Origin of the sequence: Glutamicibacter sp., from assembly GCF_035257265.1 — a bacterium.
In the GTDB taxonomy this organism is placed as follows: domain Bacteria; phylum Actinomycetota; class Actinomycetes; order Actinomycetales; family Micrococcaceae; genus Glutamicibacter.
In genome coordinates this window covers 1-24,510 of sequence record NZ_DATEXC010000008.1, presented here as the reverse complement: position 1 = coordinate 24,510, position 24,510 = coordinate 1, and the positions used below count along the sequence as shown (strand labels likewise).

General features: G+C 61.0%; 18 protein-coding genes. 12 read left to right on the top strand and 6 right to left on the bottom strand.

The genetic code is table 11. The features are described from left to right. Positions 1-114 precede the first annotated feature (114 nt). Entirely contained in the window at positions 115-501 is a 387-nt protein-coding gene (locus VJ369_RS00645; protein ID WP_324090231.1) for a hypothetical protein, read from the bottom strand. Between the two features lie 2,110 nt (positions 502-2,611). Here VJ369_RS00645 and VJ369_RS00640 point away from each other — a divergent pair. From VJ369_RS00640 to VJ369_RS00600, 9 genes are all read left to right on the top strand, one after another. Continuing rightward, complete coding sequence (locus tag VJ369_RS00640) at positions 2,612-3,943, top strand: MFS transporter (protein ID WP_324090230.1); 1,332 nt, start codon at positions 2,612-2,614, stop codon at positions 3,941-3,943. 73 nt (positions 3,944-4,016) lie between these two features. Continuing rightward, positions 4,017-4,907 (top strand): amidohydrolase family protein, encoded by an 891-nt coding sequence (locus tag VJ369_RS00635; RefSeq protein ID WP_324090229.1) that lies wholly within the window; start codon positions 4,017-4,019, stop codon positions 4,905-4,907. Positions 4,908-4,969: 62 nt separating this feature from the next. Further along, complete coding sequence (locus VJ369_RS00630) at positions 4,970-6,979, top strand: acetoacetate--CoA ligase (RefSeq protein ID WP_324090228.1); 2,010 nt, start codon at positions 4,970-4,972, stop codon at positions 6,977-6,979. 197 nt (positions 6,980-7,176) lie between these two features. Beyond that, on the top strand, positions 7,177-7,701 hold the full coding sequence (accB, locus tag VJ369_RS00625) for an acetyl-CoA carboxylase biotin carboxyl carrier protein (protein ID WP_324090227.1): 525 nt from the start codon (positions 7,177-7,179) through the stop codon (positions 7,699-7,701). Further along, a complete protein-coding gene (locus VJ369_RS00620) occupies positions 7,698-9,047 on the top strand; it encodes an acetyl-CoA carboxylase biotin carboxylase subunit (protein WP_324090226.1) in 1,350 nt (449 codons plus the stop codon). Before accB ends, VJ369_RS00620 begins: the two co-directional genes overlap by 4 nt. Continuing rightward, on the top strand, positions 9,048-10,526 hold the full coding sequence (locus VJ369_RS00615; RefSeq protein WP_324090225.1) for a pyruvate/oxaloacetate carboxyltransferase: 1,479 nt from the start codon (positions 9,048-9,050) through the stop codon (positions 10,524-10,526). After that, complete coding sequence (locus VJ369_RS00610) at positions 10,526-11,371, top strand: HAD-IIA family hydrolase (RefSeq protein WP_324090224.1); 846 nt, start codon at positions 10,526-10,528, stop codon at positions 11,369-11,371. Before VJ369_RS00615 ends, VJ369_RS00610 begins: the two co-directional genes overlap by 1 nt. A 2-nt stretch (positions 11,372-11,373) precedes the next feature. Further along, positions 11,374-13,254 carry a PEP-utilizing enzyme gene (locus tag VJ369_RS00605; protein WP_324090223.1) on the top strand — a complete coding sequence of 627 codons (1,881 nt, stop codon included), beginning with the start codon at positions 11,374-11,376 and terminating at the stop codon, positions 13,252-13,254. 16 nt (positions 13,255-13,270) lie between these two features. After that, positions 13,271-14,347 carry a PEP/pyruvate-binding domain-containing protein gene (locus VJ369_RS00600; RefSeq protein ID WP_324090222.1) on the top strand — a complete coding sequence of 359 codons (1,077 nt, stop codon included), beginning with the start codon at positions 13,271-13,273 and terminating at the stop codon, positions 14,345-14,347. Between the two features lie 74 nt (positions 14,348-14,421). On the opposite strand, the gene VJ369_RS00595 is transcribed toward VJ369_RS00600, so the two are convergent. Continuing rightward, positions 14,422-15,186 (bottom strand): IclR family transcriptional regulator, encoded by a 765-nt coding sequence (locus VJ369_RS00595; protein ID WP_324090221.1) that lies wholly within the window; start codon positions 15,184-15,186, stop codon positions 14,422-14,424. A gap of 619 nt (positions 15,187-15,805) precedes the next feature. On the opposite strand from VJ369_RS00595, the gene VJ369_RS00590 reads away from it, so the two are divergent. After that, complete coding sequence (locus VJ369_RS00590) at positions 15,806-16,444, top strand: TetR family transcriptional regulator (protein WP_324090220.1); 639 nt, start codon at positions 15,806-15,808, stop codon at positions 16,442-16,444. Between the two features lie 762 nt (positions 16,445-17,206). Here VJ369_RS00590 and VJ369_RS00585 read toward each other — a convergent pair. Next, entirely contained in the window at positions 17,207-18,013 is an 807-nt protein-coding gene (locus VJ369_RS00585) for an acetoacetate decarboxylase family protein (RefSeq protein ID WP_324090219.1), read from the bottom strand. Positions 18,014-18,526: 513 nt separating this feature from the next. Between VJ369_RS00585 and VJ369_RS00580 the strand changes: the two genes are divergently transcribed. Both VJ369_RS00580 and VJ369_RS00575 read left to right on the top strand, forming a co-directional pair. Continuing rightward, positions 18,527-19,921 (top strand): APC family permease, encoded by a 1,395-nt coding sequence (locus tag VJ369_RS00580; protein ID WP_324090218.1) that lies wholly within the window; start codon positions 18,527-18,529, stop codon positions 19,919-19,921. 204 nt (positions 19,922-20,125) lie between these two features. After that, complete coding sequence (locus tag VJ369_RS00575; RefSeq protein WP_324090217.1) at positions 20,126-21,643, top strand: aldehyde dehydrogenase family protein; 1,518 nt, start codon at positions 20,126-20,128, stop codon at positions 21,641-21,643. Between the two features lie 91 nt (positions 21,644-21,734). On the opposite strand, the gene VJ369_RS00570 is transcribed toward VJ369_RS00575, so the two are convergent. The 3 genes from VJ369_RS00570 to VJ369_RS00560 form a co-directional block, all read right to left on the bottom strand. Next, complete coding sequence (locus VJ369_RS00570) at positions 21,735-22,157, bottom strand: transposase (protein ID WP_324090216.1); 423 nt, start codon at positions 22,155-22,157, stop codon at positions 21,735-21,737. Between the two features lie 30 nt (positions 22,158-22,187). Further along, entirely contained in the window at positions 22,188-23,174 is a 987-nt protein-coding gene (locus tag VJ369_RS00565; protein ID WP_324090215.1) for a CHAT domain-containing protein, read from the bottom strand. After that, positions 23,171-24,459, bottom strand: a protein-coding gene (locus VJ369_RS00560; protein WP_324090214.1) for an IS3 family transposase whose coding sequence is annotated in 2 segments (ribosomal slippage) — positions 23,171-24,186 and positions 24,186-24,459 — 1,290 coding nt in all. Because the reading frame shifts where the segments join, the coding sequence is not laid out codon by codon here. Before VJ369_RS00560 ends, VJ369_RS00565 begins: the two co-directional genes overlap by 4 nt. Positions 24,460-24,510 lie beyond the last annotated feature (51 nt).

The window sequence follows — 24,510 nt, the reverse complement described above, 5'->3', positions numbered from 1 at the left end:
TCAAAACAGTACTCGCCCAACCCGACTGTAAAAGCCGCATGAAGGACCGAGCGAGTACCTTTTCCTCGACTTCCCCGCTCACGTCCACCGACGACCAGCTCCTGCGACTCCGGATCAATCCTTACTGTCTGCGCCTCCGGTTAGCGCAATTGGCTCATTCAGCATCTTGGCCTTTGCAATCTCTCTACCCGCCGATTCTCTAGCGCGCATCGGTGCAGGGTCGAGCATGACAGAGACGTTCATCGCCGGCCTCTGACCAATGTTCTTCACAACAAGGTCGAATAGCTGCTGGCTCGCACCCGAAGGTTCAACCGTGACAATGACGTACGGTCTACTCGCTTCCAACCTCGCCGTGCGGGCCTCTTCAACCTGTCCCCGCGCTTCTTTCCACTGCTCTCTGGCGTATAGCGCTGCCGCAACAGCAACAACCAAAAGGCAGAACGTAATGATCGTATAGATGCCAGTCCAAGCTGTTCCCGACATACCCAAGAATTCGTCCATAGTACGAGTGTTTCAGCAAAAACCTGATCGCCCATCTTCACTACCGACACACTTGAAGTCACTCCAAGTATCCCTAGCAGTCCGTTTCTTCTACACCAAATGAAACATCCCCGGATAATTGTCTTGCAGGAATGAAACAGCGGCCCAGACTGTAACGACTGTGAGACGCGCAGGTGTCCCAATTCCTTGGAACTGGGACACCCGGAGCTGGGATTTTAATCAGAGCGACAGGCCGTCAAATTTTGTTCCATAGCTAATGTCTAAAATGCATCCCAAAAGAAACGCACGGAAAAAACTTTCGGTACAGTAGTCGCATGGATATTGGGTGTCTTGAAAACGCCTAAACGCCAGTTCTACCCAGCTGGCCTTTGCACGACCCCGCCGCTATATCGAGTCGCGGTCGTAGATACCCGACGGCATGATGCATTGCGCTTGCTTCGCATGGCAGTATCTTGAAAGGAACCATCGCACCGGAAGACCGAGACCTAACCGCTGGGGGCAATATGAGTCTGGACTAGGGCAACGTTCCTGTGTGGGTGGGCATCATCTTGACCGGCGTCAGTGTCGTGATTGCGGTCCGCACATATGTACTGAACTCGCGGCGCGCGCTTCGAGACCAAGCAAGCCATGTGTTGGTGAAGGTCCATCAAACCCATGGAGCCCCCGACATTGTTCATACTGCAGTGGTTACAAACCACAGCAAGGCACCAATTTGGCGTGTTGTCCTCACTGTTCACCGCTACACGACCACGGAGATTAGCGAGCGAGAACTAGTCATCGCACCTGACGAGTCCTTTAGCTTTGCCACTGAACCTTTCTGGTGGGAGAAGTACGCTCCCGGGACAATACGTGGAGGGATAGCGAAAGCACCTCTATACGGCGTTGTGTCTTTTGTGGACGCTCAGGGCTACATGTGGCGCCGCTCAAGCACTGGTGTGTTGAGCCCACCCTCATATATTGGCTTTCTGCCGACGGGCTCGAACTGGCGTGCGCGGTGGGGCCGACGCTTTTACCGGTTCCGTAAGGCCGCTATACCTACGCCCTTGCGTCATTGGTTCCGCAACCGGCGGAGAGCTTATCTCTCTGCAAAACCGAAGCGGTACCGCGGCAGCGAGAAGGACCTCTAGCTACCGGCGTTCGCACAAGTTGCACAAGGTTCCCCCTTGCGAACAGATCTAGGCAGTACAGGCGACTTCTGACTGTGCAGTCGCCTTCGTAAAATGACAGGACTGGTCAGGATTCCGCGCTTCAGATTGTGTCGGATAGTCGTATCGCCAATCCGCGACAGGATAAGGCGACCCATTTGCCGATGGTTCACCGCGACACCCTGGCGCCAAGAATCCGGCAGTTAGCCTACCTAGAACCTTGTGGCATGGATTGTTGGTCCTGGGAACATGGGGAATTACGCCGAAACCCATGACGATTGCGAGCGTATGCACGACCGTCGGCAGCGGCAAGCGGGATTCAGGGCTGAACGAGACCTGACGGTGGTGTGCACGCGGTCGGTGGGGTCCCGGCGTCCACAGGTGTGCGGGAAAAGATCGCAGGAAATATATTTTGCCGTGCCCCTGTGGTCGCGGGGCCAACAACGGACCCAAGGGAAAACCCCGCGGCCGCACACCTTGGGGGCAGGTGCGGACGCGGGGGCCTCTGAACCCGTCCGGTGGCCGCTTGGGATGGCGCCTCCGGACGAACTTTCCACGTTATTCCAACGACTAGGCGAGTGCAAAAACCGCATTCGTACTGGCCTGTGCACGGCGGTACGGTGGGGTACGACCTCCGCCGGGAACGGGTCTCGGCCGAACCAGTCGTTCAGCGGGGAGGACGGCCACCTTGATTGAGCGATGAAATGCTCGGGCCACTCCCGACCTCCTGCCTCACCACAACCATTCCTTAGTGCGGAATTCTAGATGTTCTCATCCTTTACTTCTCCGCACCTCCGTTCACCAAATACCTCATCAGAACGGTGGTGTTGACACGCGACGTAAATATTCCGTTCCGTATTACGGAACTTGCTCATAAAACATGGAGACAATGCACTTCTATGACTAGGCTCACAATGTCGGGCGGCGTTCCCCTCGATTAGTTCTCAACAAACCAGGAAGCTTCCATGGATACCCTCGCGGAAATACGTACTTCGGCCATGAGCCGGTTCCAGGTCATGGCCGTCGTCATTGCCTTGGCCTTGATCCTCATTGATGGTTTCGACGTGGCGGCCATGGCCTACGCCGCACCGGCACTCTCCCGCGAGTGGGGCATCAGCCCCGTCGCCCTGGGGTTCCTGCTCAGCGCCAGTCTGTTCGGCATGGCCGCCGGTTCTATCTTCCTCACCCCGCTGGCCGACAAGATCGGTCGCCGCCGCCTCACCCTCATCTCGCTTGTGGTGATCAGCATCGGTATGGTCGCCTCCGTCTTCGCCACCGATGCCACCCAACTACTGGTCTTCCGGATCCTGACGGGCTTGGGCGTCGGCGGCATGATGGCCAACCTGAACGTCCTGGTTTCCGAGTATTCCTCAGACAAGCGCCGCGGCTCGATCATGGGAATCTACACCGCCGGCTACCCGATCGGCGCCACCATCGGCGGCATCGTGGCCGGACCCTTGATCCCGAACTTCGGGTGGCACTCGCTCTTCGCCATCGGCGCGGCCCTGACCATCATCATGCTCGTCGTCTCCTGGCTGTGGTTGCCCGAATCCCTCGACTACCTCTTCACCCGCCGCCCGGCAGGCGCCCTTAAACGCGTGAACACGATCTTGGGCAAGATCGGACGCCCCGCGCTGGACGCACTTCCGGCTTCCACGGCCACCGGCAAGGAGCAGTCGGCCTTTCGTGAGATCCTGACCGGGCCGATCCGCTTCCGCACCCTCATGCTCTGGGCCGGCTATGGCATGCTCGTTGCCGCCTACTACTTCGCCAACACGTGGACCCCGAAGATCATTGCGGCCGCCTCGGGCGTGGACGGTATCGGCGTAACCACCGGAACCATCGCCAATGCGGGGGGCATCCTGGGCTGCTTCGTCTTCAGTGCCTTGGCGGTGCGTTACCGCGGACGCCCGCTTCTGGTCATCGCACTTCTCGGATCGGCAGCCGCCTACATCGTCTTCTCCATGCTCTTTAGCCAGATCACCCTGGCCATGGTGCTCGCCCTCCTATTGGGCATGCTCACCACCGCGGGCATTGCAGGCTTCTACACGATCTCCCCCGAGATCTACAGCGCCCGGGCCCGGGCCACGGGCGTGGGCTGGATGATCGGCCTTGGACGCCTGGTCTCCATCGTGGCCCCGATCCTGGTGGGCTACCTCCTATCGGGCGGTTGGAAGGCAGAGAACATCTTCATGCTCTTCGCCGCCCCGCTGGCAGCATCCGCCCTTTGCATCTATGCCTTGGGACGCTCGCTCAAGCGAGAGCTGCGCCCGGCGGCTGCACCCGTCTCAGCCTGATCTGCCTTACATCTCCACAAACCCAGCGATCGGTGGCGGCACCGCCCGCCACCGGCTAGGAAAATACAAAACCATGAACAAGATCAATGTCGCGGACCTCGTCGCGATCGACATGCACGTCCACATCGAATCCGATGACCACGGCCACACCGACATGCCCGAGGACTTCCGCGAGGCGGCCCAGGCGCACTTCGGGGCGGCCCACGACCCGCTGGGTATCGCAGCTGTCGCGGCCCACTACCGGGAACGCAACATGGCGGCAGTCGTGTTCACCGTGGACCACGAGGCCACCACCGGCCACCCACCGATTTCCAACCGCTACATCGCCGAGGAGGCGGCCAAGCACGCTGACGTGCTGATCCCCTTCGCCAGCATCGACCCGGCCCGCGGCAAGGCGGCAATCAACGAGGCCCGCATCCTCGTGGAGGACTACGGCATCAAGGGATTCAAGTTCCACCCGAACCTGCAGTCCTTCTTCCCCAACGACCACGCCGCCTACCCGCTGTACGAGGAAATCCAGTCCCTGGGTGTCCCCGCCCTCTTCCACACCGGCCAAAGCGGCATCGGAGCCGGGATGCCCGGCTCCGGCGGGATCCGGCTGAAGTACTCCAACCCGATGGCACTGGACGACGTGGCAGTCGACTTCCCGGAGCTGCGCATCATCATGGCCCACCCTTCCTTCCCCTGGCAGGACGAGGCGTTGGCGGTGGCGGTGCGCCACAACCACGTGTACATCGACCTCTCCGGCTGGTCGCCCAAGTACTTCCCGGCCAACCTGGTGCAGTACGCCAACACCATGCTCCAGGACAAGGTCCTTTTCGGCTCCGACTTCCCGCTGCTGCCCCCGGACCGCTGGATGGCCGACTTCGCAAAGGTGGACCTGCGAGACGGCCCGCGCCAAAAGATCATCAAGGACAACGCCGTGAGGTTGCTCGGACTCGATTCCGGCACCAACGCTTCATAACGCACCGCCAGGCCCGTCATCGGGCTCCTCGGACGACACGAACACCATTGAAGGAAAGAACCATGAAGAACACCGAACCCGGCGCACTGCTGCGGCCCGCCCCCACCCGCGACACCTGGTCAAACAGCCAAATGGGCCGCTTCCTGGAAAAGATCGAAGCCAAGACCGGCCGGCACTTCGCTGACTACGAGGACGCCTGGGCCTGGTCGGTCCAAAACCTCGAGGACTTCTGGGGCGAGGTCTGGGACCACTTCGAGATCATCAGCCACGCCCCCCACACCTCCGTGCTTGCCGAGCGCACCATGCCGAGGGCGCAATGGTTCACCGGAGCCCGCATCAACTTCACCGAGCACATCCTGCGTTCCCTGGCACGCCACCCGGACGACACCATGGTCAAGTCCCGCAGCCAGACCAACGGTTCCATCGACTGGACCGGCGCCCGGCAGACCGAGGAAATCGAGCGCATCCAGCAGGGCCTGATCCGCCACGGCATCAAGTCCGGGGACCGGGTCGCCGGTTACCTGCCCAACATCCCGCAAACCCTCGCCGCCTACTTCGCCGTCATCGGCTTGGGCGCCATCTGGTGCTGCGTGCCTCCGGAAATGGGTGTCAAAGGCGTCCTGGGGCGCATCGGCCAGCTGGAACCGAGCCTGTTGATCTCCATTGACGGCTACCGCTGGGGCGACAAACGGATCTCCAAGCTCGATGACCTGGCCGAGGTCCGAGCCGAGCTGCCGGGCATCCCCACCGTGCTGCTGCCCTACCTCGACGAAGACCTGGACACCGAAACCGCAGCACCCGGTGCCCAGTCCTGGGCCGACTTCACGGCCGAACGCGCCACGGCCGTCATTGAGCCGGTGCCCTTCGAGCACCCCATGACGGTGCTCTTCTCCTCCGGCACCACCGGCACCCCCAAGGCCATCGTGCACTCCCACGGCGGCCTGCTGCTGGAGCACTACAAGGCCATGGGCCTGCACTTTGACATCTCCGAGGCTGACACCGCCTACTGGTTCTCCACCACCGGGTGGATGGTCTGGACCCTGGGCGCCTCCTCGCTGCTGGTGGGTGCCTCCGTGGTCCTCCAGGACGGGGACCCCAACTGGCCGACCCTAGACGGTCAATGGTCCCAGTGGGCGGTCATGGCCGAAACCGAGTCGACCTACATGGGCACGGGATCGGCCTACCTGGCCGCCTGCGCCCATGCGGGTGTGGAACCGGGCAAGAAGTGGGACCTGGGCCGCCTGCGCGAGATCCAGTGCTCCGGCTCCCCGTTGGCTGCAGACGTCGCAGGCTGGGCGTACGACTCGATCAATCCCGATCTGGTGATGGCGCCGACCTCCGGCGGCACCGACATCTGCGCCGCGTTCCTGGGTGCCAGCCCACTGTCCGCCGTCCATGCCGGGGAAATGGCCTGCCGCCCGCTGGGCGTTGCCGTGGATTCCTGGGACCATGACCGCAATTCGTTGCACGGGGAACCCGGCGAGCTGGTCGCCACGCTGCCCATGCCCTCGATGCCGGTGTTCTTCTGGAACGATGCGGACAATGAGCGCTACAACTCCAGCTACTTCGATGTCTTTGAGGGAATCTGGCGCCATGGCGACTGGCTGGTGCGCACCGAACGCGACACCTGGGTCATCACCGGCCGCTCGGACGCCACGCTGAATCGCGGCGGTGTGCGCCTGGGCACCGCCGAGTTCTACGCGCTGCTCGATGGCCATCCCGGCGTCAACGACGCCATGGTGATGCACTTCGAGCAGGGCGGCGCGATGGGGCAGCTGGTGTTGCTGGTGGAGGCGGCCGAGGACGCCGACACCGTGGCGCTTGAGCGCTCGATCCGCACCGCGCTGCGCACCCAGCTGTCCCCGCGCCACGTCCCGGACCACGTGTTGTTCGTGCGCAGCATCCCGCGCACGCGCACCGGCAAGCGCATGGAAATCCCGCTCAAGCGCCTGGTGCAGGGTGGTTCCGGCGGCGTGCTGGACACCGGCGTGCTGGACACCGGCGTGCTGGTCAATCCGGAGGATCTGGACGAGACCGTGGAGTCCGTCTCCCGCATCCTGGCCGGAGCCTAAGCACGCCCCCGCCTCCCCCCTCGAGCGCCTCCACCGATCGTCAAAAGTCGGTGGGTGGAGGCCCTCGGCATTTCAAAATTGCGCATAGCGGAATCTTTGACGAACTTATTGCGACGGACGAAACCCGGGCATAGGCTCGAGAAACGTGATTCACACCACAGGCCTGTCTGCGGCCAATAAACAAGGAGCACCAACGCATGAACCTGGATCTGGAAGAACTCGCGGCGATCATTGAACAGCTGGACAAGACCGAATTCACCGATTTCCGCTACGAAAAGGGCGACCTGCGCCTCCACGTGCGACGCGGCGGCCAATTCGACGAGCAGCCCGCGGCACAGTCCACCGCAGCCGCAGCACCTGCCATGAGCGCCGCGCCGGCCATGAGCGCTGCGCCGGCAGCGGCACCGGTTCCTGCCCAGGTCGCTGCGCCGGCCGCCGCCCCCGCCGCGGGCCTGGACCCGAACAACCTTCCGGCCGGTCACGTGGCCATCACCTCCCCGATGCTCGGCACCTACTACGGGGCGCCGAAGCCGGGCGAACCGCGCTTCGCCGCGCTGGGCGACAGTGTTGAGGCCGACTCGGTGCTGTGCATCGTGGAGGTCATGAAACTGATGAATTCGGTCACCGCGGGCTCCACCGGCGAGATCGCCGCCGTGTTCGTCGCCGACGGCGACCTGGTCGAATTCGGCCAGACCCTCTTCGCACTCAAGGTTGCGGCATGACCGAGCGCATCTTCATTGCCAACCGCGGCGAGATCGCCGTGCGGATCATCGAGGCCTGCGACCGGCTCGGCTTTGAAACCGTGCTGGGCGTCTCCAGCGCCGACCGCCAGACACTCGGCGCACGCCGCGCCACCCGCACCGTGGTCATCGGCGGACCGCGCCCCACCGACAGCTACCTCAACGCCGACGCAGTGCTCCAGGCGGCCATCTCCACCGGTTGCACCGCCCTGCACCCCGGCTACGGCTTCCTGTCGGAAAATCCCGACTTCGCCACGAAGTGCGCGGAAAACGGCATCGTCTTCATCGGTCCTTCCCCCGAGGCCCTGCGGGCCTTGGGCGACAAGCTCACCGCCCGGGCACTGGCCGAGTCCGTTGGCGTCCCGGTCTCCGCGGGTGGAACCGCCACCAGCGCCGCAGAGGTCCACGAACTGGCCGAATCCATCGGTTATCCGGTCCTGGTCAAGGCCGCCCACGGCGGCGGCGGGCGTGGCATGAAGCTCGTTGAATCCGCCGCGGATCTCGAGGAAGCCTGGTCCCTGGCCTCGTCCGAGGCCGAATCAGCCTTCGGCAACGGCACCGTCTTCCTGGAACGCTTCGTCACCGATGCCAAGCATGTCGAGGTGCAGATCCTCGGCGACCGGCACGGCAACCGCATCCATCTCGGTGAGCGCGAATGCTCGGTGCAGTTCCGCTACCAGAAGGTCGTGGAGGAGGCACCCTGCGCGGCACTGCCGGAGGAAACGCGCACCCTTTTGCACGCCAGCGCACTGAAGATCGCCGTTGCCTTGGATTACGTCGGGTTGGGGACCGTCGAGTTCCTCTACGATGTCGACCGCGACGAATTGGCGTTCCTGGAAGTCAACCCCCGGGTCCAGGTCGAGCACCCGGTGACCGAGGCGGTCACCGGCGTCGACCTGGTGCGCGAACAGATCCTTGCGACCCTGGGTCACCCACTGGAGATCACCCAGGACGATGTGTTGCTCGCCGGACATGCGATCGAATGCCGGATCACCGCCCAGGACCCGGACAAGGCGCTAGCGCCCTCCCCGGGGAGGGTCACCCGCTGGCGGCCCTCGGTGGCCGGCGGCACCCGGCTGGACACCCACATCTACGAGGGATACCTGTTCCCGCCCTACTACGACGCACTGATGGGCAAGCAGATCGTGTGGGCGGCCGACCGGGACTCGGCGATCAAGCGGATGGAGGGCGTACTGGAAACCTTCCTCATCGAGGGCCTGAAAACTTCGCTCCCGCTGCTGCGCAGGATCATGGCCCACCCCGATTACCGCTCCAATGCCGTGACCACACACTGGCTCAACCACGAACTCGCCCAGGAGGTGCGCTAAATGGCAGATATCAACCTCGTCGACGTCTCGCTGCGCGACGGCAACCAAAGCATCTGGGGCGCCACCGGCGTCACCACCCGCATGGCCAAGGGCGTGGCCCCGGCCCTGGACAAAGTCGGCTACAAGGCCCTCGAGCTGCTCTCCAGCACCCTCATGGCCACGGCCGTGCGCTACCACGCCGAGGACCCCTGGGAACGGCTGCGCGCGGTCCGGGATCTCACGCCCAACACCACGCTGGGCTTCCTGACCACCGGCAAGCGCTTCATCGCCTTCCACCGCACCCCCGATGCCGTGTTCGAGCTGGCCTTCTCCCTGCTGGCACGCAACGGCGTGAAAAGGCTCTGGGTGATCGACCCGATGCATGACATGGACGGTGCCAAGCGCACCGCCGAAATGGCCAAGCGGGTTGGCTTCGAGGAAGTCATCGGCGGCATCTGCTACACCACCAGCCCCGTGCACACCGATGCCTACTTTGCCGCAAAGGCCGCCGAACTCGAGGCGTGCGACGCCATTGACTCGCTCTACCTCAAGGACCCCGCCGGGTTGCTGACCCCCGACCGGGTCAAGTCCCTGGTGCCGCAGCTGCAGGGGGCCCTGACGCACAAGGAGTTCGCCGAGATCCACTCGCACTCCACCACCGGGCTCTCCCCACTGACGGTGCTCGATGCCGCGGACCTGGGCATCCACACCATCCACTGCGCGCTGCCGCCACTGGCCAACGGCAGCTCCCACCCCGAGGCCCAGCGCCTTGTCGCAAACCTGCGGGCCCGCGGCCACAACGTCGACGTCAATGTCGATGCCATGGCCGAGGCCTCCGCGTATTTGGTGCGCCAGGCCAAAATCAAGAACCTCCCGGTCGGCTCGCCCAACGAATACGACGAGGCCTACTACCGGCACACCATCCCGGGAGGCGTGCAGTCCACCACCCGGCGCCAGCTGGCCGAGATCCGCCAGGAGCATCTCTTCGACGCGGTCATCGAGGAATCGGTGCGGGTGCGCGAGGACTTGGGCTGGCCGATCGTGATGACTCCCTTCGCCCAATACATCGTCACCCAGGCCACGCTGAACGTGATGACAGGTGAGCGCTACAAGCAGCTCTCCGACGAGGTCATCGACCTGCTCCGCGGGGACTTCGGGGCCCTGCCGGGCACCGTGAACCCGGAGCTGATGGACAAGGCAATGTCCACGGCCCGCGGCAAAAAGCCGATCAACGACGGTGGGGACGTCACCATCAAGGAATTGCGCCGCCGCTTCGGGGCCACCATCAGCGACGAGGAGCTGCTGTTGCGCGCTGTCATGCCGGCCGAACAGGTCGACGGGATGTATGCCGCCAAGGCCTCCTCGCCCGTCGCGACGCTGACCCGGCTGCTGGAAGCCTCGGGATCGGGCAGCGGTGCACGATCGGTGTCCGTCTCCGATGGCACCACCTCGTTTTCCATCAATCGCTCGGCCGCAGGACACCAGAAAGTGAGCGCATGATGAGTGCGAAGATCACCGCCTCGCACGGCTGGATGCTGGACGTTGATGGCTGCCTGGTGCGCACCGCGCGGGCCGGAGGTGCCGGCGGCACACCCATGCCCTTGGCCGCCGAATTCCTCACCGCGCTCTATGCGGGCGGGCACAACGTCATCGTGTGCACCAATGCCTCGGAGAAGACCCCTGCGGAATACGCCGCCCACCTGCGTGAGATCGGGTTGCCGGTGCGTGATGAGGACTTCATGACCGCCGGTTCGGCGGCCGCCGAATACATTGCCCACCACCATCCCGGGGCCCGGGTCCTGGTGCTGGGTGCCGAGGGCATCGCCGCCCCGCTGCGTGAACTCGGCGTCAGCTTCGCCGATCCGCGTTCCCCTGCCGACGTCGTGGTGGTGGGTGCGGACAGCTCCTACAGCACCGCCGCGCTGAACGCCGCAGCGCTGGCCGTGGATGCCGGCGCCCCGCTTTACACCACCGTCAGCTCCCCGTGGTTCCACGGCGGGGCGGGCAAATCGATCTGTGTCTCCGCCGCCATGGCCCACGCCATCACCTGGGTCACCGGGGTTGAGCCCAAGGTCCTGGGCAAGCCCTCCCCCGAGCTGGGCGAAACCCTGATCCGCCGGCTGGGGCACCCGCCCGAATCCATCACCATCGTCGGGGATGCCCCGGCGGAGATCCAACTGGCCCGCCACATGGGGGCCAACTCGGCCCTGGTGCTTTCCGGGGCCATCACCGAGGCCGGGCTTGAATCCCTGGCCGAGGCCGAAAAACCCGATGTGGCCTTGGCCGACATCGCCGAACTTCACGAAATGCTCTTCCCCGCCCTTTCAATGACGCAAGGAAAATGACAATGACCAACGAAGTAAACCGTTTCCCGTTCTTCCACGAGGCCGAGGTTCCCGCCGGCGGCGAGGGCTGGGAGTCGATGTACCCCTATTACCTGGTGCCCGGCGCCGAAACCCGCGAGCACGAGGACAAGCAGTTCTGGTTCGCCGACACCATGCACTGGTCCCGCGGCTGCCACCCCTTTGACAGCATCGGTGCCGAGGCCGTGTACCTGGGCGTCGGCACCTTCAGCACCCGCATCTTCGCCCTTCCGGTTTCGCTTGGACTCGATGTGCGCGTGGTCAACGGCTATGTGTACATCTCGCCGCTGGCGGTCACCGACCCGGCCCGCATCGCTGAGCGCGCCGAGGTCTTCCAGAAGCGTGCCGGTTACTACTACCAAAACTGGGACGAGCTCTACGGCAAGTGGAAGACCAAGATGGAGGGCGCCATCGAGTCGCTGCGCACCATCACCTTCCCGGCGCTGACCGAATACGACCCGGACGAGGTCGTCTTGGAGGCCCGCGGCCGTTCCGATGCCATGGCCGTGATCGAGAACTACCACCGCATGACCGATGAGTTCTTCGCGATTTGGCAGTATCACTTCGAGTTCCTGAACCTGGGCTACGGCGGTTACATCACCTTCTTCCAGTTCTGCAAGCAGGCCTTCCCCTTGATCAGCGAGCAGTCCATCTCCCGGATGGTTGCCGGCGTGGACGTACTGGCCTTCCGCCCGGACGACGAGCTGCGCAAGCTGGCCGCGCGTGCCAACGAACTGGGTCTGGTCCCTGAGGTGACTGCCGGGCACTCGTCGGACGAGCTGCGCGAATTGCTGGAACAGAGCGAGAACGGCCGCACCTGGCTGGCCGAGTTCAACGCGGTGCGCACCCCGTGGTTCGACTACTTCACCGAATACGGATTCACCCACGACCAGGAAACCTGGAACTCGGACCTGTCGGTGCCGCTGCAGGGCATCGCCCGCTACGCGGCGAAGATTGCCAATGGGGAGGACATTGCCCGTCCGATCAAGCGCCTGCGCGAGGAGCGCGACGAGATCGTCACCGAATACCGTGCGCTCTTGACCCCGGTAGAAGCCACACAGTTCGACGAGCTGCTGGGCCTGGCCCGCAAGGTATTCCCCTACATCGAGGAACACAACATCTACGTCGAGCACTGGGCACACAACGTGTTCTGGGAAAAGAGCCGCGAGCTCTCCCGCTTCCTGGTGGCGGCAGGGTTCCTCGCGCAGGCCGATGACATGTTCTACCTGAACCGCTTTGAGCTGGACACCGTGCTGGCCGACGTGGTGCAGTCCTGGGCCATCGGGGTCGAGCCCCGCGGCAAGGCCCGCTGGGGCGCGGAGATCGAGCGCCGCAAGCCCATCGTGGCTGCGCTGCAGGCAGTTACCGCCCCGCCGGCCTACGGCATCCCGCCGGAGCAGGTCACCGATCCGTTCGCGGTGATGAACTACGGTGTCACCACCGAACGCGTGGCCGACTGGCTCGGCTCTGCAGACGGGGATGAGAACGTGCTCTCGGGCATCCCCGGCTCGCTGGGCATCGTGGAGGGAAAGGTGCGCGTGCTGCGCAGCGAAAAGGACCTGGCGCAGCTGCAACCCGGGGAAATCCTTGTCGCCCCGATCACCGCACCGTCCTGGGCAGCTGCCTTCGCGGTGGCCACCGGCGTGATCACCGATATCGGCGGCATGATGTGCCACGCGGCGATCGTCTGCCGCGAGTACGGCATCCCCGCGGTGGTGGGCACCGGCTTTGCCACGGCCCGCCTGAAAACCGGCCAGCGCGTGCGCCTCGACGGCAAGACCGGCAAGGTGCTGGTGCTCGATGCCGAACCCGCAGGCGATCCGGCTGCAATCACCGACGACTCCGGCATTCCGGCAACCCGCTAAGCTCAAGGACATTGACATGCTTACCCTCGAATTCAACGACCCGCAGTGCTCCGACACGTCATTGGTCGGCGGCAAGGCGGCCAGCCTGGCCCAGATGACAGCCCAGGGACTTCCCGTGGCCCCCGGCTTCGCCGTGACAGCCGATTCCTACCACCGTTACCTGGCCGAGGACGGGCTGCAACAACACATCGACAAGGTCCTGGGAGACCTGGGGACCAACCCCAGCCAGGTCCAGTTCGACGAGGCGGAACGGCTCATCGGCGAGCGACTGATGGAAGTTCCGCTGCCCCAGGACGTCGCCTTGGCCATTGAAGAGGCCTACACCAAGCTCTCCAACGATTGCCAGGTGGCCGACGTGGCGGTGGCGGTGCGCTCCTCGGCCACCGCAGAGGACTCGGTCGATGCCAGCTTTGCCGGGGAGTTTGAGACCTGGGTGGACATCGTGGGCATCGAGGATGTCATCGCCCACGTCCACAAGTGCTACGTCAGCGTATTCACCGGCCGGGTGCTCTCCTACCTGGCCGAGAAGAAGATGCACCCGCAGCAGCTGGAAATGGCAGTGGTCATCCAGAAGACCGTCCGGGCACGCGCCGCCGGGGTCATGTTCACCCTCAGCCCCACCAGCGGGGACCGCTCGCGGATCGTGCTGGAAGCCAGCTGGGGCCTGGGCCTGTCGGTGGTAGGCGGCGAGGTCACCCCCGACCGCTTCATGTTGGAGAAGATCACCCTGGAGGTGGTGCTGCGCGAAACCGGGCACAAGCACATCGAATACCGCCGCGGCGATGCCCCGCAGCCGGTCCCGGCCGACCGCCAGGACGTGTTGTGCCTCAGCGATGAGGAAGTCGTGGAGCTGGCGCGGTTCGGCAAGCGCCTGGAGCAGATCCACGGCAGTGCCCAGGACATCGAGTTCGCGGTGGACGAGGAGCTCCCCGAGGGCAAGAACCTGGTGCTGCTGCAGTGCCGCCCGGAAACCGTCTGGTCAAACATCGAGCGCAAGCCTGCGTTCGACACCGGTGCCTCGATGATGAGCTGGATTACCAGCAGCATCTCCGGCGGCACCGGCACGGCACCGACGGACACGCACTCGCACTGAGACTCGGCACAAGCATGGCGGCGGCACGGAGCGTGGTTCCGGTCCGCCGCCATTGCCGTCCCCGGACCCAGCCTCTATGAAGCGGCGTTGAACAACCGCGTGGCGATGCCCTCGGCTGCCCGGTGCAGGGCCGTGAGGTGGGCGGGCATGTCCGCGCGCTCGAAACGGATGCTTGGCGTTGCGGTGGTGATGGCGGCCACCGGCCGGCCGGCCGCGTCGTTGATGCTCACGCCCATGCCAATCACGCCCTGCTCGGTTTCCTCGAAATTCGTGCCGAAGCCCTCCCGGCGGATCCTGGTCATGCCCCGCTTGAGCGTGGCCATGTTGGTGATCCGGCCCGTGGCCCAGTTCGGCAGGCCCGACCGGTAGAGGTCCTCGAGCTCGGTGTTCGTCAGCCGTGCCAGCATCGCCTTGCCCCCGGCGGAGACGAAGGCCGGCATCTTGTCCCCGACCCGCATGCCGACACGCAAGGTCCGCTTGGACTCGATGCCGTCAATGAACTGGATATTGCCGCCGCGCAAGACCATCAGCTGGACGGTTTCGCCCACGGTTTCCTGCAATTCCACCAGCGACTCGTGCGCATGCTTGCGAATGAGCTGCGTGGAAAAGGCCTCAGCGCTTCGATCGGAAAGAGCGGGGCCCAGACGGTATTGGCGGTCGTGGTCCTGCGCCGCGAAGCCCCGGAACGTCAAGGCGGAGAGCAAACGGTGCGCCGTCGAGGGCGCCACATCGAGCTGCTCGGCGGCGGCCTTCACCGACAGCGGACCTTGGTCGCGCATTCGCATGAGCAACAGCAGTGCGCGGTCTACCGACTCGACGGGCGATGACTTGTTCTCCATTATGAAATCGTGTCACACCCCGCTGCATTCGGTTAACCCCGGATGTGCGATGCGGTCGATGCAGATAGGTCGGGTGGGATATTCCGCATTCTCGATTGAGTTGCCCGGCATGCATCCAAGAGTTACATCAGTGGCGAACATATCGACGGTCTGAGTTGTTCGATGCCCCGTCCACGATGGCGTAGTCGGTCTTCACCTCCCGGATGGGCGCGGTGGCATCCGCAGTGATGTTGACAATTCGTTGCAGCGCTTCGGATCAACCAGGACCGCGCCGAGCGGATTCGCTCAAGTGCTCAGCGAGTGATTAAATCGCTGATGTCTTCCGGCGCTACCTTCTCGCGCGCCTCATCCCTCGCCGCAACATTGACGATCGCCAAGTACTTACCCATGCCCGTTAGCGACATGGTGCTCACGAGCATATTCTTCGTGCCGAAGGTCGGCGGAGTGTCGCGCAACCTCGCTGACTTTAGGGGGCGATGTGGACATGCCCGTAGAGGTGAGCACTCCACGGGGTCACGCCTGGCCAACGACTAATTGCCGGTTTCCGAACGGCACCTGACTCGAGTGGGACTACATGGAGCTGTTTTGGCGGTAGTCATCGATGAAATATGGTGGAGATATGTCTGATGTAGAAGCGTTCCCCCCTCGCACGGTACTTCGTCGGACACCGACACAGCGCCGCAACAGAGCCGCGGTTATTCGGATTCTGGCCGCGGCAGAAGAACTCTTGGTCGAGTCCGGCTATGATGCTGCTACGAGATCGAATCAGGAACTCATTGATCGTGCTCAAGTAAAGCGGGGAACGTTTTACACATATTTTGAGAGCAGCCAAGCAGTGATGGAGCAGCTCACCCTTGATTCGCTGCAGGTTTGCAAGCGCATCATCGATGAGGTGGCGGAAGACTCCCATGTGACGTGGCAGGAAGCCATGGATGCCATTATTGATGCATATGCGGAGTTCTACCGGACCCCGTCAGTGCAGGAGATATGGCTTCATCACCACCTTACTGACGCTGCCTTGGCTTTTGAGGCAGGAGTGAATGACTATGTCGCACAACGTATCTCGGATCTCATCCGTAACATTTCTGGGGGTAGGATGCGCCGCAGTTCACTTCGCATTCAAGTATCACAGCAGCTCGGCGACCGCCTTCTCCGTCTAGCATTCGAACGTGATCCATCCGGTGATCCGGGCATCATCGCCGAGGTGAAAATTGCCCAACGCGCTTACCTGGCAGCCTCGGAACGTGATTCTGTTTAGGGCTTGTCTCCTATAAACGTGCGCGATTCCTCGAAAGGGCTGATGCACGGTCAAGACATCAAGATTCACGTAGTTTTCGAACGCGCAATGGGATCTGCAACCCCACCTCCAAGCTCGCCACCCTGAACTGGTTCGCCGACACCACCTTGGGCACCGACCTCGGATCGGTGAGCACCGAAGGTCAGCGCCCGGAAACTCGACGACGGAACCACCGCCACCAGCTACCAGGACCTCGTGACCCACCTGGGAACCAAGACACGGAACGCCACCAGGTACGCCACGCCCCAATAGGGGATCATTAATCAGCCGGATCCAGCCGACATGCTGACGTTCGAACTGCTCACCGTGCCCACAGCCCGCCAACGCAAGGCCATGGATCTCAGGGACCACCACGCCCGGACCCAAGAACCCCAGGCAACCCGAAAATCCGGGGTTCCTGGGGTCCTGGGGTCCTGGGGTCCTGGGGTCCTGTCTAACGTAATTTCAGAATAGTGGGCACCTACATGAGCGCGGTAATCGGGCACTGATCCCGGAAAATCAACCGAGAGCACTGCCCGGAAACGCGCAAGTCATTTTCGGGGGCGCTGACTTTCGACAGGGAAAGTGTAGCGGCGACGGAACGTGTTCAAGTGGGACTTTGCTCTTCTGAAGTATCGGTGAGGGTTCGCCACACGTTACGACAATTTCGCGGTTCCTTTAGAGCCGGGGTCGTGGTCGTCGCGATCCCGACCTGTCTACGCATGAAAGAAACCGACTTAGACATTACGACATGGATACCAACGGGTCTGGGGTCTGCGGCCGTGGGTGGGGGATTTCGACGGTTTCAATGATATCGCCATAGTGGAAGATGAATTCGTTCCGGTCAAGGCGCGCATCGAGAACTTCAATAGAGCCGAGCGCTGACGCTACTGGGTCGCCGGGGCCGTCCATCAAGTTGATGGTTCCTATTCCTCGCCGACCGGGCTCCGACGAGAGTTCTTCAACTGGGACCCGTAGGAGGTCCGCGTGGGACGGGTCTCCATTCCGTCCAACGCGGTGCCGAACATGCAGGTAGGGTTCGTTGAAAGCCTCTGGCCACTCCTGCCGTGGAAGGGTGTCTTCATCGATAATCGTGAAGTCGGTCTCGATGAGCTTGACCCCATGCCGAATGACTTCAATATGGGATGAGTGTCCGGAATCTTCCCACACGAAATCACTGGCCTTCTTTGGCCAACCCCAAATCTCGCGTCCGATCATCGCCGATTCTGCCGGGGTGGTGTACTCGAGGAAGCAGTGACCACCGCGCTCTCCTTTGTACTCCACGGCCGCCACGAACTCGATGACATATACATCACTCAGAAATGGGGTCTCAGGACTGTGCGTTCCTCGCACGTCCTTGGTGAAGGACCAATTGATAAGAAAATGGTCATCGATAACAGTCAATGGTGCGGGCACCAGTCTCGCTAGCGTTTCGGCAGAGGCCCGACACAACAGACTAATTGCAGTGTTCCCGGTGAATGTCGATGGAGGTTCCGGGTATGCGGGGGCGAAATTTGGGAGGGGAAAGAAACCTGTATTCGGTTCAGACATTTTTCCTACTTTCCGTAAATATGAACTGGTGTCGAATTAGGATGAGCGTACTCTTCGCCCTCCGGCGCGTCAAGGAACTTTTAATGTTGTGAAAATATCGCGATATTGAGTGTTCAACCTCGCGAAGAGTCCTAGGGAACGCATTGATGAATCCGTGCTCAGGCGGATGATCGATGGTCTGACTCTTGACAAGAGTCAACTTTTGGGCCGATAGTTTCCTAACGAGCAAATCTGCTGAATGTCGGATCCAACAATGGATCGCTGTTGCCTGCGGATCGTTCGCATGAAGGACGTTTCGTCGGAACTAACGGTCGTCAAGTTCAATAAGAGCGTTTTATCGAAATGTATGAGCGACCCAGGGGAAACCCCGGTTCTGCCGTGTGGATAGATCGCGTGCGCTGATAAAGAATTTCCTGTCAGGGAAGACAAGTCGACCGTCTCAATCAATCACCATCTTCACGTTCCACCCAATCGCGTATCCACTTCCAACTCAAAGATTCCATGAGGACTATCATGTCGAGTACGTCCAGAACGAAGAGAGCAAGTGACACACATCTGAGTACCGATCTGCCCCACGGGCAGCTCGGTCGTGGGGCACTCGTACTATTTGCATTGGCTGCTTATATCCCGGCCATCGGTATCGCAATTATTCCGGTAGCGATGCTCCCGTACGCCGGCTATGGCAGTTGGTTGAGCACAGCCGTCGCTGCACTCGCAACCACCTGCATCGGCGTGGGCGTGAGCATCTTTGCGCGTCGATATGTTGCTGGGGGGTCGCTCTATTCCTATGTTGGAGAAGTCCTCGGGCCGGTCCCGAGATACATCGTCGGCGGTTCGTTGTTCGTGGGCTTCATTATCTTCATGGCATCCACGACCTTTCTCGCAGGATTGTTTTTCGGTAGTGCCTTAACATCCTTCGGAGTGGAAGCCGGCCTCGATAAGAGAATGCTCGTGCTGATCTACGTCGTACTGATCGGACTCACGGCCGCCATTGTGTACCGCGGTCTCGATACATCAGTGAAAGCAGCCGTTGTGTTGGCTGCGATCTCGATTCCGCTGGTGCTACTTTGTGCTGGTGCAAGTGTCGCTGCTACGGGTTTTGAGTTCGATCGGCAGTTCGATTTTGCGAATGCATCGTGGTCGGGGATTTTGTTGGGCGTAGCTGTTGGGTCGGCATTTTTGTACGGCTTTGAAAGCAGCAGCTCGCTCGCTCTTGAAACGAAGGATCCGAAGAAGAATGTGCCGTGGGCGATAATGTGCGTCCCCATTGGGCTAGGCACGCTGTATGTAGTGACCACACTCGTTTCGGTGCCGGGTCTGATGCAAGGTAGCGATCTTCTCAAGCAGGGCGTCTCCGGACCGGCTGTCTTGGCCAGTGTCGGCGGGCTCCCGACGTGGATTGGTTCAGCCAGCGACATCGTCTTATGTATCGCAGCATTTGCGGCTTTGATCGGATTCGCGAACTATGGCGCAAGGCTCTTCGCGACGCTTGCCAAAGATGGGTTACTTCCACGCGTATTCGCGAGAGTGCATAGCAGGCATCAGACACCTTTCGCTGCTGTGATGCTCTTGCTGTCTGCCGCATTAGGATTACTGCTGATCGTCCTGGCACTCGCGTCGGTTATCGAATTGCTGACACTGTGGGGGTTGGCGATCGCATTCACATGGAGCATCCCCTACCTGATATTCTCCGCCGCCGTGCTGACATTGCTGTACCGCGAAGGCCGCCTGAAGATTAAGTTCATCATCCCCACTGTGATCGGTGCAGCAACCATTATTCTTGTCGTCGTCAGCAACCTCATCACACCGTTTCCATGGCCTCTGAATACGGTTGTTTACATTGTTCTGGTTGTCATCGTGATCGTCAGCATTGTCTTCGCCACCAGAAATCGAAAACGTGGGAAGTAGATGGAATATCAAGATGCTGAACAGAAAACACATGACGGGCTGACCTCTCGGCCTTCAACAATTTGAGCGGTGGCGGCGACCACCCGGTTTGCCGCCGATATGGCCGGATGGCCTTGAGCTGCCCGCCACTTCACGCACTACTCGTCCGACCGTGTCGCGCGGGTTTCAGAAACATTTGCCACACTCACAACCACAGGAACGACTTTGACTATTCCCACGAATACAGAACACAGTGAACCCCGAACTCTATTTATCGGAGGGGGCTGGCAGTCAGCATCCTCGGGTGCGATTCGGAAGATCATAAGTCCCGCCGACGGGAGACTTACCTCGACCGTTTCCGAGGCCAGCGCCGACGACACCGTGCGAGCAATCTCAGCAGCCCGCGCAAGCTTTGACGCCGGCGTCTGGTCTGCTGTGCCGGCGAAGGATCGCGGAGACTTTCTGCTGCGAGTAGCGCGCCGTTTGCAAGAACGACGAGAAGAGTTCGCGCGAATGGAGAGCGCAGATACCGGTAAACGGATTATCGAGTCCCGTCTGGATATGAACGATGTCATCTCCTGCTTTACATATTATGGTCATCTCGCAGACCAGAACCCGGGACGCATTGTGGATGCCGGAGACGGTACCATCAATTCTCGAATCGTATATGAACCTACCGGGGTATGCGGACTGATTACTCCTTGGAACTACCCACTACTGCAGGCATCCTGGAAGATGGCTCCTGCACTTGCTGCTGGTTGCTCATTCATCCTGAAACCTGCCGAATTGACCCCGTCGACATCCATCTTGATGATGGACGTCTTTGATGAATTGGGGTTGCCGCCTGGGGTTGCGAACTTGATCACTGGAACGGGAACCGAGTCGGGCGCACCGTTGTCTCTACATCCCGACATCGATCTGATCTCATTTACCGGTGGACTGGTGACAGGCCGAATAATTGCGGCGAACGCAGCTCAGACCGTGAAAAAAGTTACTCTCGAACTTGGGGGTAAGAATCCCAACGTGATCTTTGCCGATGCTGACTTCTACGCTGCAGTTGATAACGCTCTGAATGGCGCATTCGTGCATGCGGGACAGGTATGTTCGGCGGGTGCACGTCTGATCGTGCATGAGTCGATCGCAGAAGAATTCGTCGACGAACTGGTTCGTCGTGCTGAGGGAATTCGTCTGGGAGGACCATATGATGAGGATGCCGAGATCGGCCCTCTCATCTCCGCTGATCACCTTGCGAAGGTCGATGCGTACGTAAAGCAAGGGATCGCAGAGGGAGCACGATTGCGCACCGGTGGTCGCGCTGCCACGGAAGAAGACGGTACTGGCCTCAGCAATGGCCACTTCTACCTTCCAACAGTCTTAGACAGGGTAGAGCGCGGGACGACAGCTGTCGTGAAGGAGGCATTCGGTCCGACTGTGACAGTTGAGACGTTCGCCACCGAAGACGAAGCAGTCGAAATTGCGAATGACACCATATATGGGCTGGCAGGGGCGGTATGGACGAAGGACGCTGGAACGGCGCAGCGGGTTGCAGGCAGACTGCGCCACGGTACGATCTGGATCAACGACTTCCACCCCTACTTACCTCAGGCAGAATGGGGCGGTTTTGGCCAGTCGGGTGTTGGCCGCGAACTGGGAACAACAGGATTAGCAGAGTATCAAGAGGCCAAGCATATATATCAGAACACTGAACCCAGCGTCACCGGATGGTTCGCGAATCGAACCTAGTGTCCTACGCCTGAAGTCCGCTTACGGCGTCCAGCGACTCAAAGATCTGTTCGGCGGACTTCGTCCAGATGAACGGACGCGGGTTTTCGTTTCAGGCCTTCACCCAGACCCGGATGTCACTTTCGAGGGACTGGACTGAACGGCGGTCGCTGCGGCGCGGCAGGTAGTCGGTGACACAGCCGAAGAACCGTTCGACCTGGTTGATCCAGGAGGAATAGGTCGGGGTGAAGTGCATGTGGAACCGCCGGTGCCTTTCCAACCAGACCTTCACTGCCGGGGTCTTGTGGGTATGGTAGTTGTCACAGATCAGGTGCACGTCCAGGTCCTCCGGGACCTGGGCATCGATCTTGGCCAGGAACTTCTTAAACTCCACCGCCCGGTGCTTTCGATGCAGCGAGGTGAAGAAAAGGATCGCCGGTTGCAATCGTATGCCGAGGGCTACGTGCGTTGGAAGATAGGTACGGATGGAGTGCGAGTCCCGTAGGTATGGGTTGGGTGCTTGCGTTTCTACCAAGACGCCCGGCGTGGCGGCGTGGAACTGAATTTACTCGTCGGTGTTTGTTGGCTTCACCAGAATTGTCGAGGTGGGATCGGCATCAGATGCGAAGGCGAGCGTTGGAAGGGTTGCGCTTTCCAACCCGGCGAGCTCGAGCGCTGCCTGACCGGATAGGTGGGCGGAACTGATTGACTGTCCATTGGCGACTGCTGCGTAGAACTGCGCGGCGTAATTGATCGCGTCAGCGTCATCAATACTAGCTGCCATTCCAATCGCGAAGGGTGCCACATTTTCCACTACCTCATCAATCTGCGAGGCGGAGTTGCAGGAGTTCAGCAAAACCAGGAGAGGCGGGTCATCCGTTGCTTTGACTGCCTTTGCGAAAGCCTGAGCTGTGACCACACGACCCTTATGAGGTTCGTCAGTTTCGTCTTCAAAGACGATGAGATCGTGGTTGCTGTGTCCAGAGAAGTGCACGACATGGGGTCGGAATCCGGTAATCCCGTCAAGTAAATCTGCGGTCGTGGCTGCGGGGCGTACATCAAGTTCGATCTGATTTCGGTGTAGTGCTGATTGCACAGCCGCGCGGATTCGCTTCTGCTCACGGCCTACGCGCAAATCTCCCTCAGATGAAGCCCCAAGGAGCAAGACGCGCAATTTCTCTGGCTTTGGCGTCGGCATGGCCCGCAAAACTCTATCGACCGCGGACTCCGAGCCGGCGACTCGCGCCTCCAGCGCCGTCCGCTCTGCAATGGAGCGTCGGTCAGCTTGCTGTTGATCGCGCTTTCGCTTACGTTCGGCAGCTTCCCGTTCGGAACGTTCAGCGTTTGCCAGCCTCGTCATCAAAGCAGACTTATCTTTCATATAGCCAGCTGCTTTGGTCTGCCATCGACCAGCTTCCTTGCCTGCCGATTCAGCTTCCGTGTCCTTGCGCGCCGACTCCCGCAACTTGCTTTGTTGTGTCGATCCACTAGTAGCCTTTGCAGCTGCAACACGAGCCTTCGCGCTTTCGCTTTGAACCGTCCCGGAAATCATGCCGCCGTCTTATGTGCGGCAGCGTCGGGTAACGAGCCTGTCATTTCATCATAGTAGGCACGCTCAAATTCCTCGGGAGTTTGGTGATCCAGCGAGGAATGCAAGCGATCATTGTTGTACCAAAAGACCCAGTCGAAGACGACCTCAACGACATCTGATTCGGTCTTCAACGCACCACTGCGGAAGGGAGAACCCTTGGCCACGGCTTCATTCTTGAATAATCCCATGACCGTTTCGGCAGCCGCATTGTCGTACGCATCCCCGACACTGCCAATCGACGGAACCAGCCCCTCAATTTCTAAGGTGTCGGTGTAACGGATCGAGGTATATTGCGAGCCAGCGTCCGAATGATGGAGAAGCCCCTTGTCAACTGGTCTTTTGGTGTGTTTTCGGCGCCATAAAGCCATCTTCAAGCACTGTTCCACGAAGGCGGTGTCTTTCACCGTGGAGGTTTCCCACCCGACGATCGCCCGTGAATACAGATCGATCACCAAGGCCACGTATACGAACCCGGAATACACCGGCACGTAAGTGAAATCTGTGACCCAAATACGGTTAGGGGCACTGGCGCTGAAGTTCCGATTCAGTAGGTCGCCAGCTCGTTTGCCGTCCTTGCCAGGGATCGTGGTGCGGGTCTTACGTCCACGAATCAGGCCGTTCATGCCCTCGTCACGCATGAGTCGGTCAACGGTGTGTTTGGAGACCTCGGGGAAGCCGTTGCGCCGCAGCCAAGCGGTCATCTTTCGCCGGCCATAAAGGATTTCTGGCTTCGGTCTTCCTTTAGCGTCTAACACTTTGAGGCTGCGTAACGTGTCAATGACCTTGGCATCTTCAAATGCTCGCAGGGCCGGAATCCTTATTTTCCAGGCCCGGTAGGTTCGTGCGGCGACCTGCACGCCCTGCTCACGCAGGACGGCGCAGATCGACTCGACCGCATGACCTTCGGCCCGCTGCTCATCAACGAATCGGCAGATTAGCGGCGGCGAGGGTCGAGTTCCCTCGCGAAGAAAATCGATGCTGCTTTCAAGATTTCGTTGGCTTCCTTCAAATCCCGATTCTCCGCCCGCAACGCCTTGAGCTCATCGAGTTCGGTAGTGGTTGGGCCGTCCTTCTCACCGGTGTCGACCTGGGCTTGGAGCACCCAGCGACGCAATGATTCGGGGCCGACATCCAGCTTCGGAGCCAGAGCCTTGCACGCTGCATACACGGAAGGATATTCAGAGAGCCGGTCCACAACCATCGCTACGGCGCGGTCACGAACTTCGGCAGGATACTTCTTGGGCATGGTTTCTATCTTTCTCTCGAAAGACAGCGGCATCAAATCAGGGACGGTTCA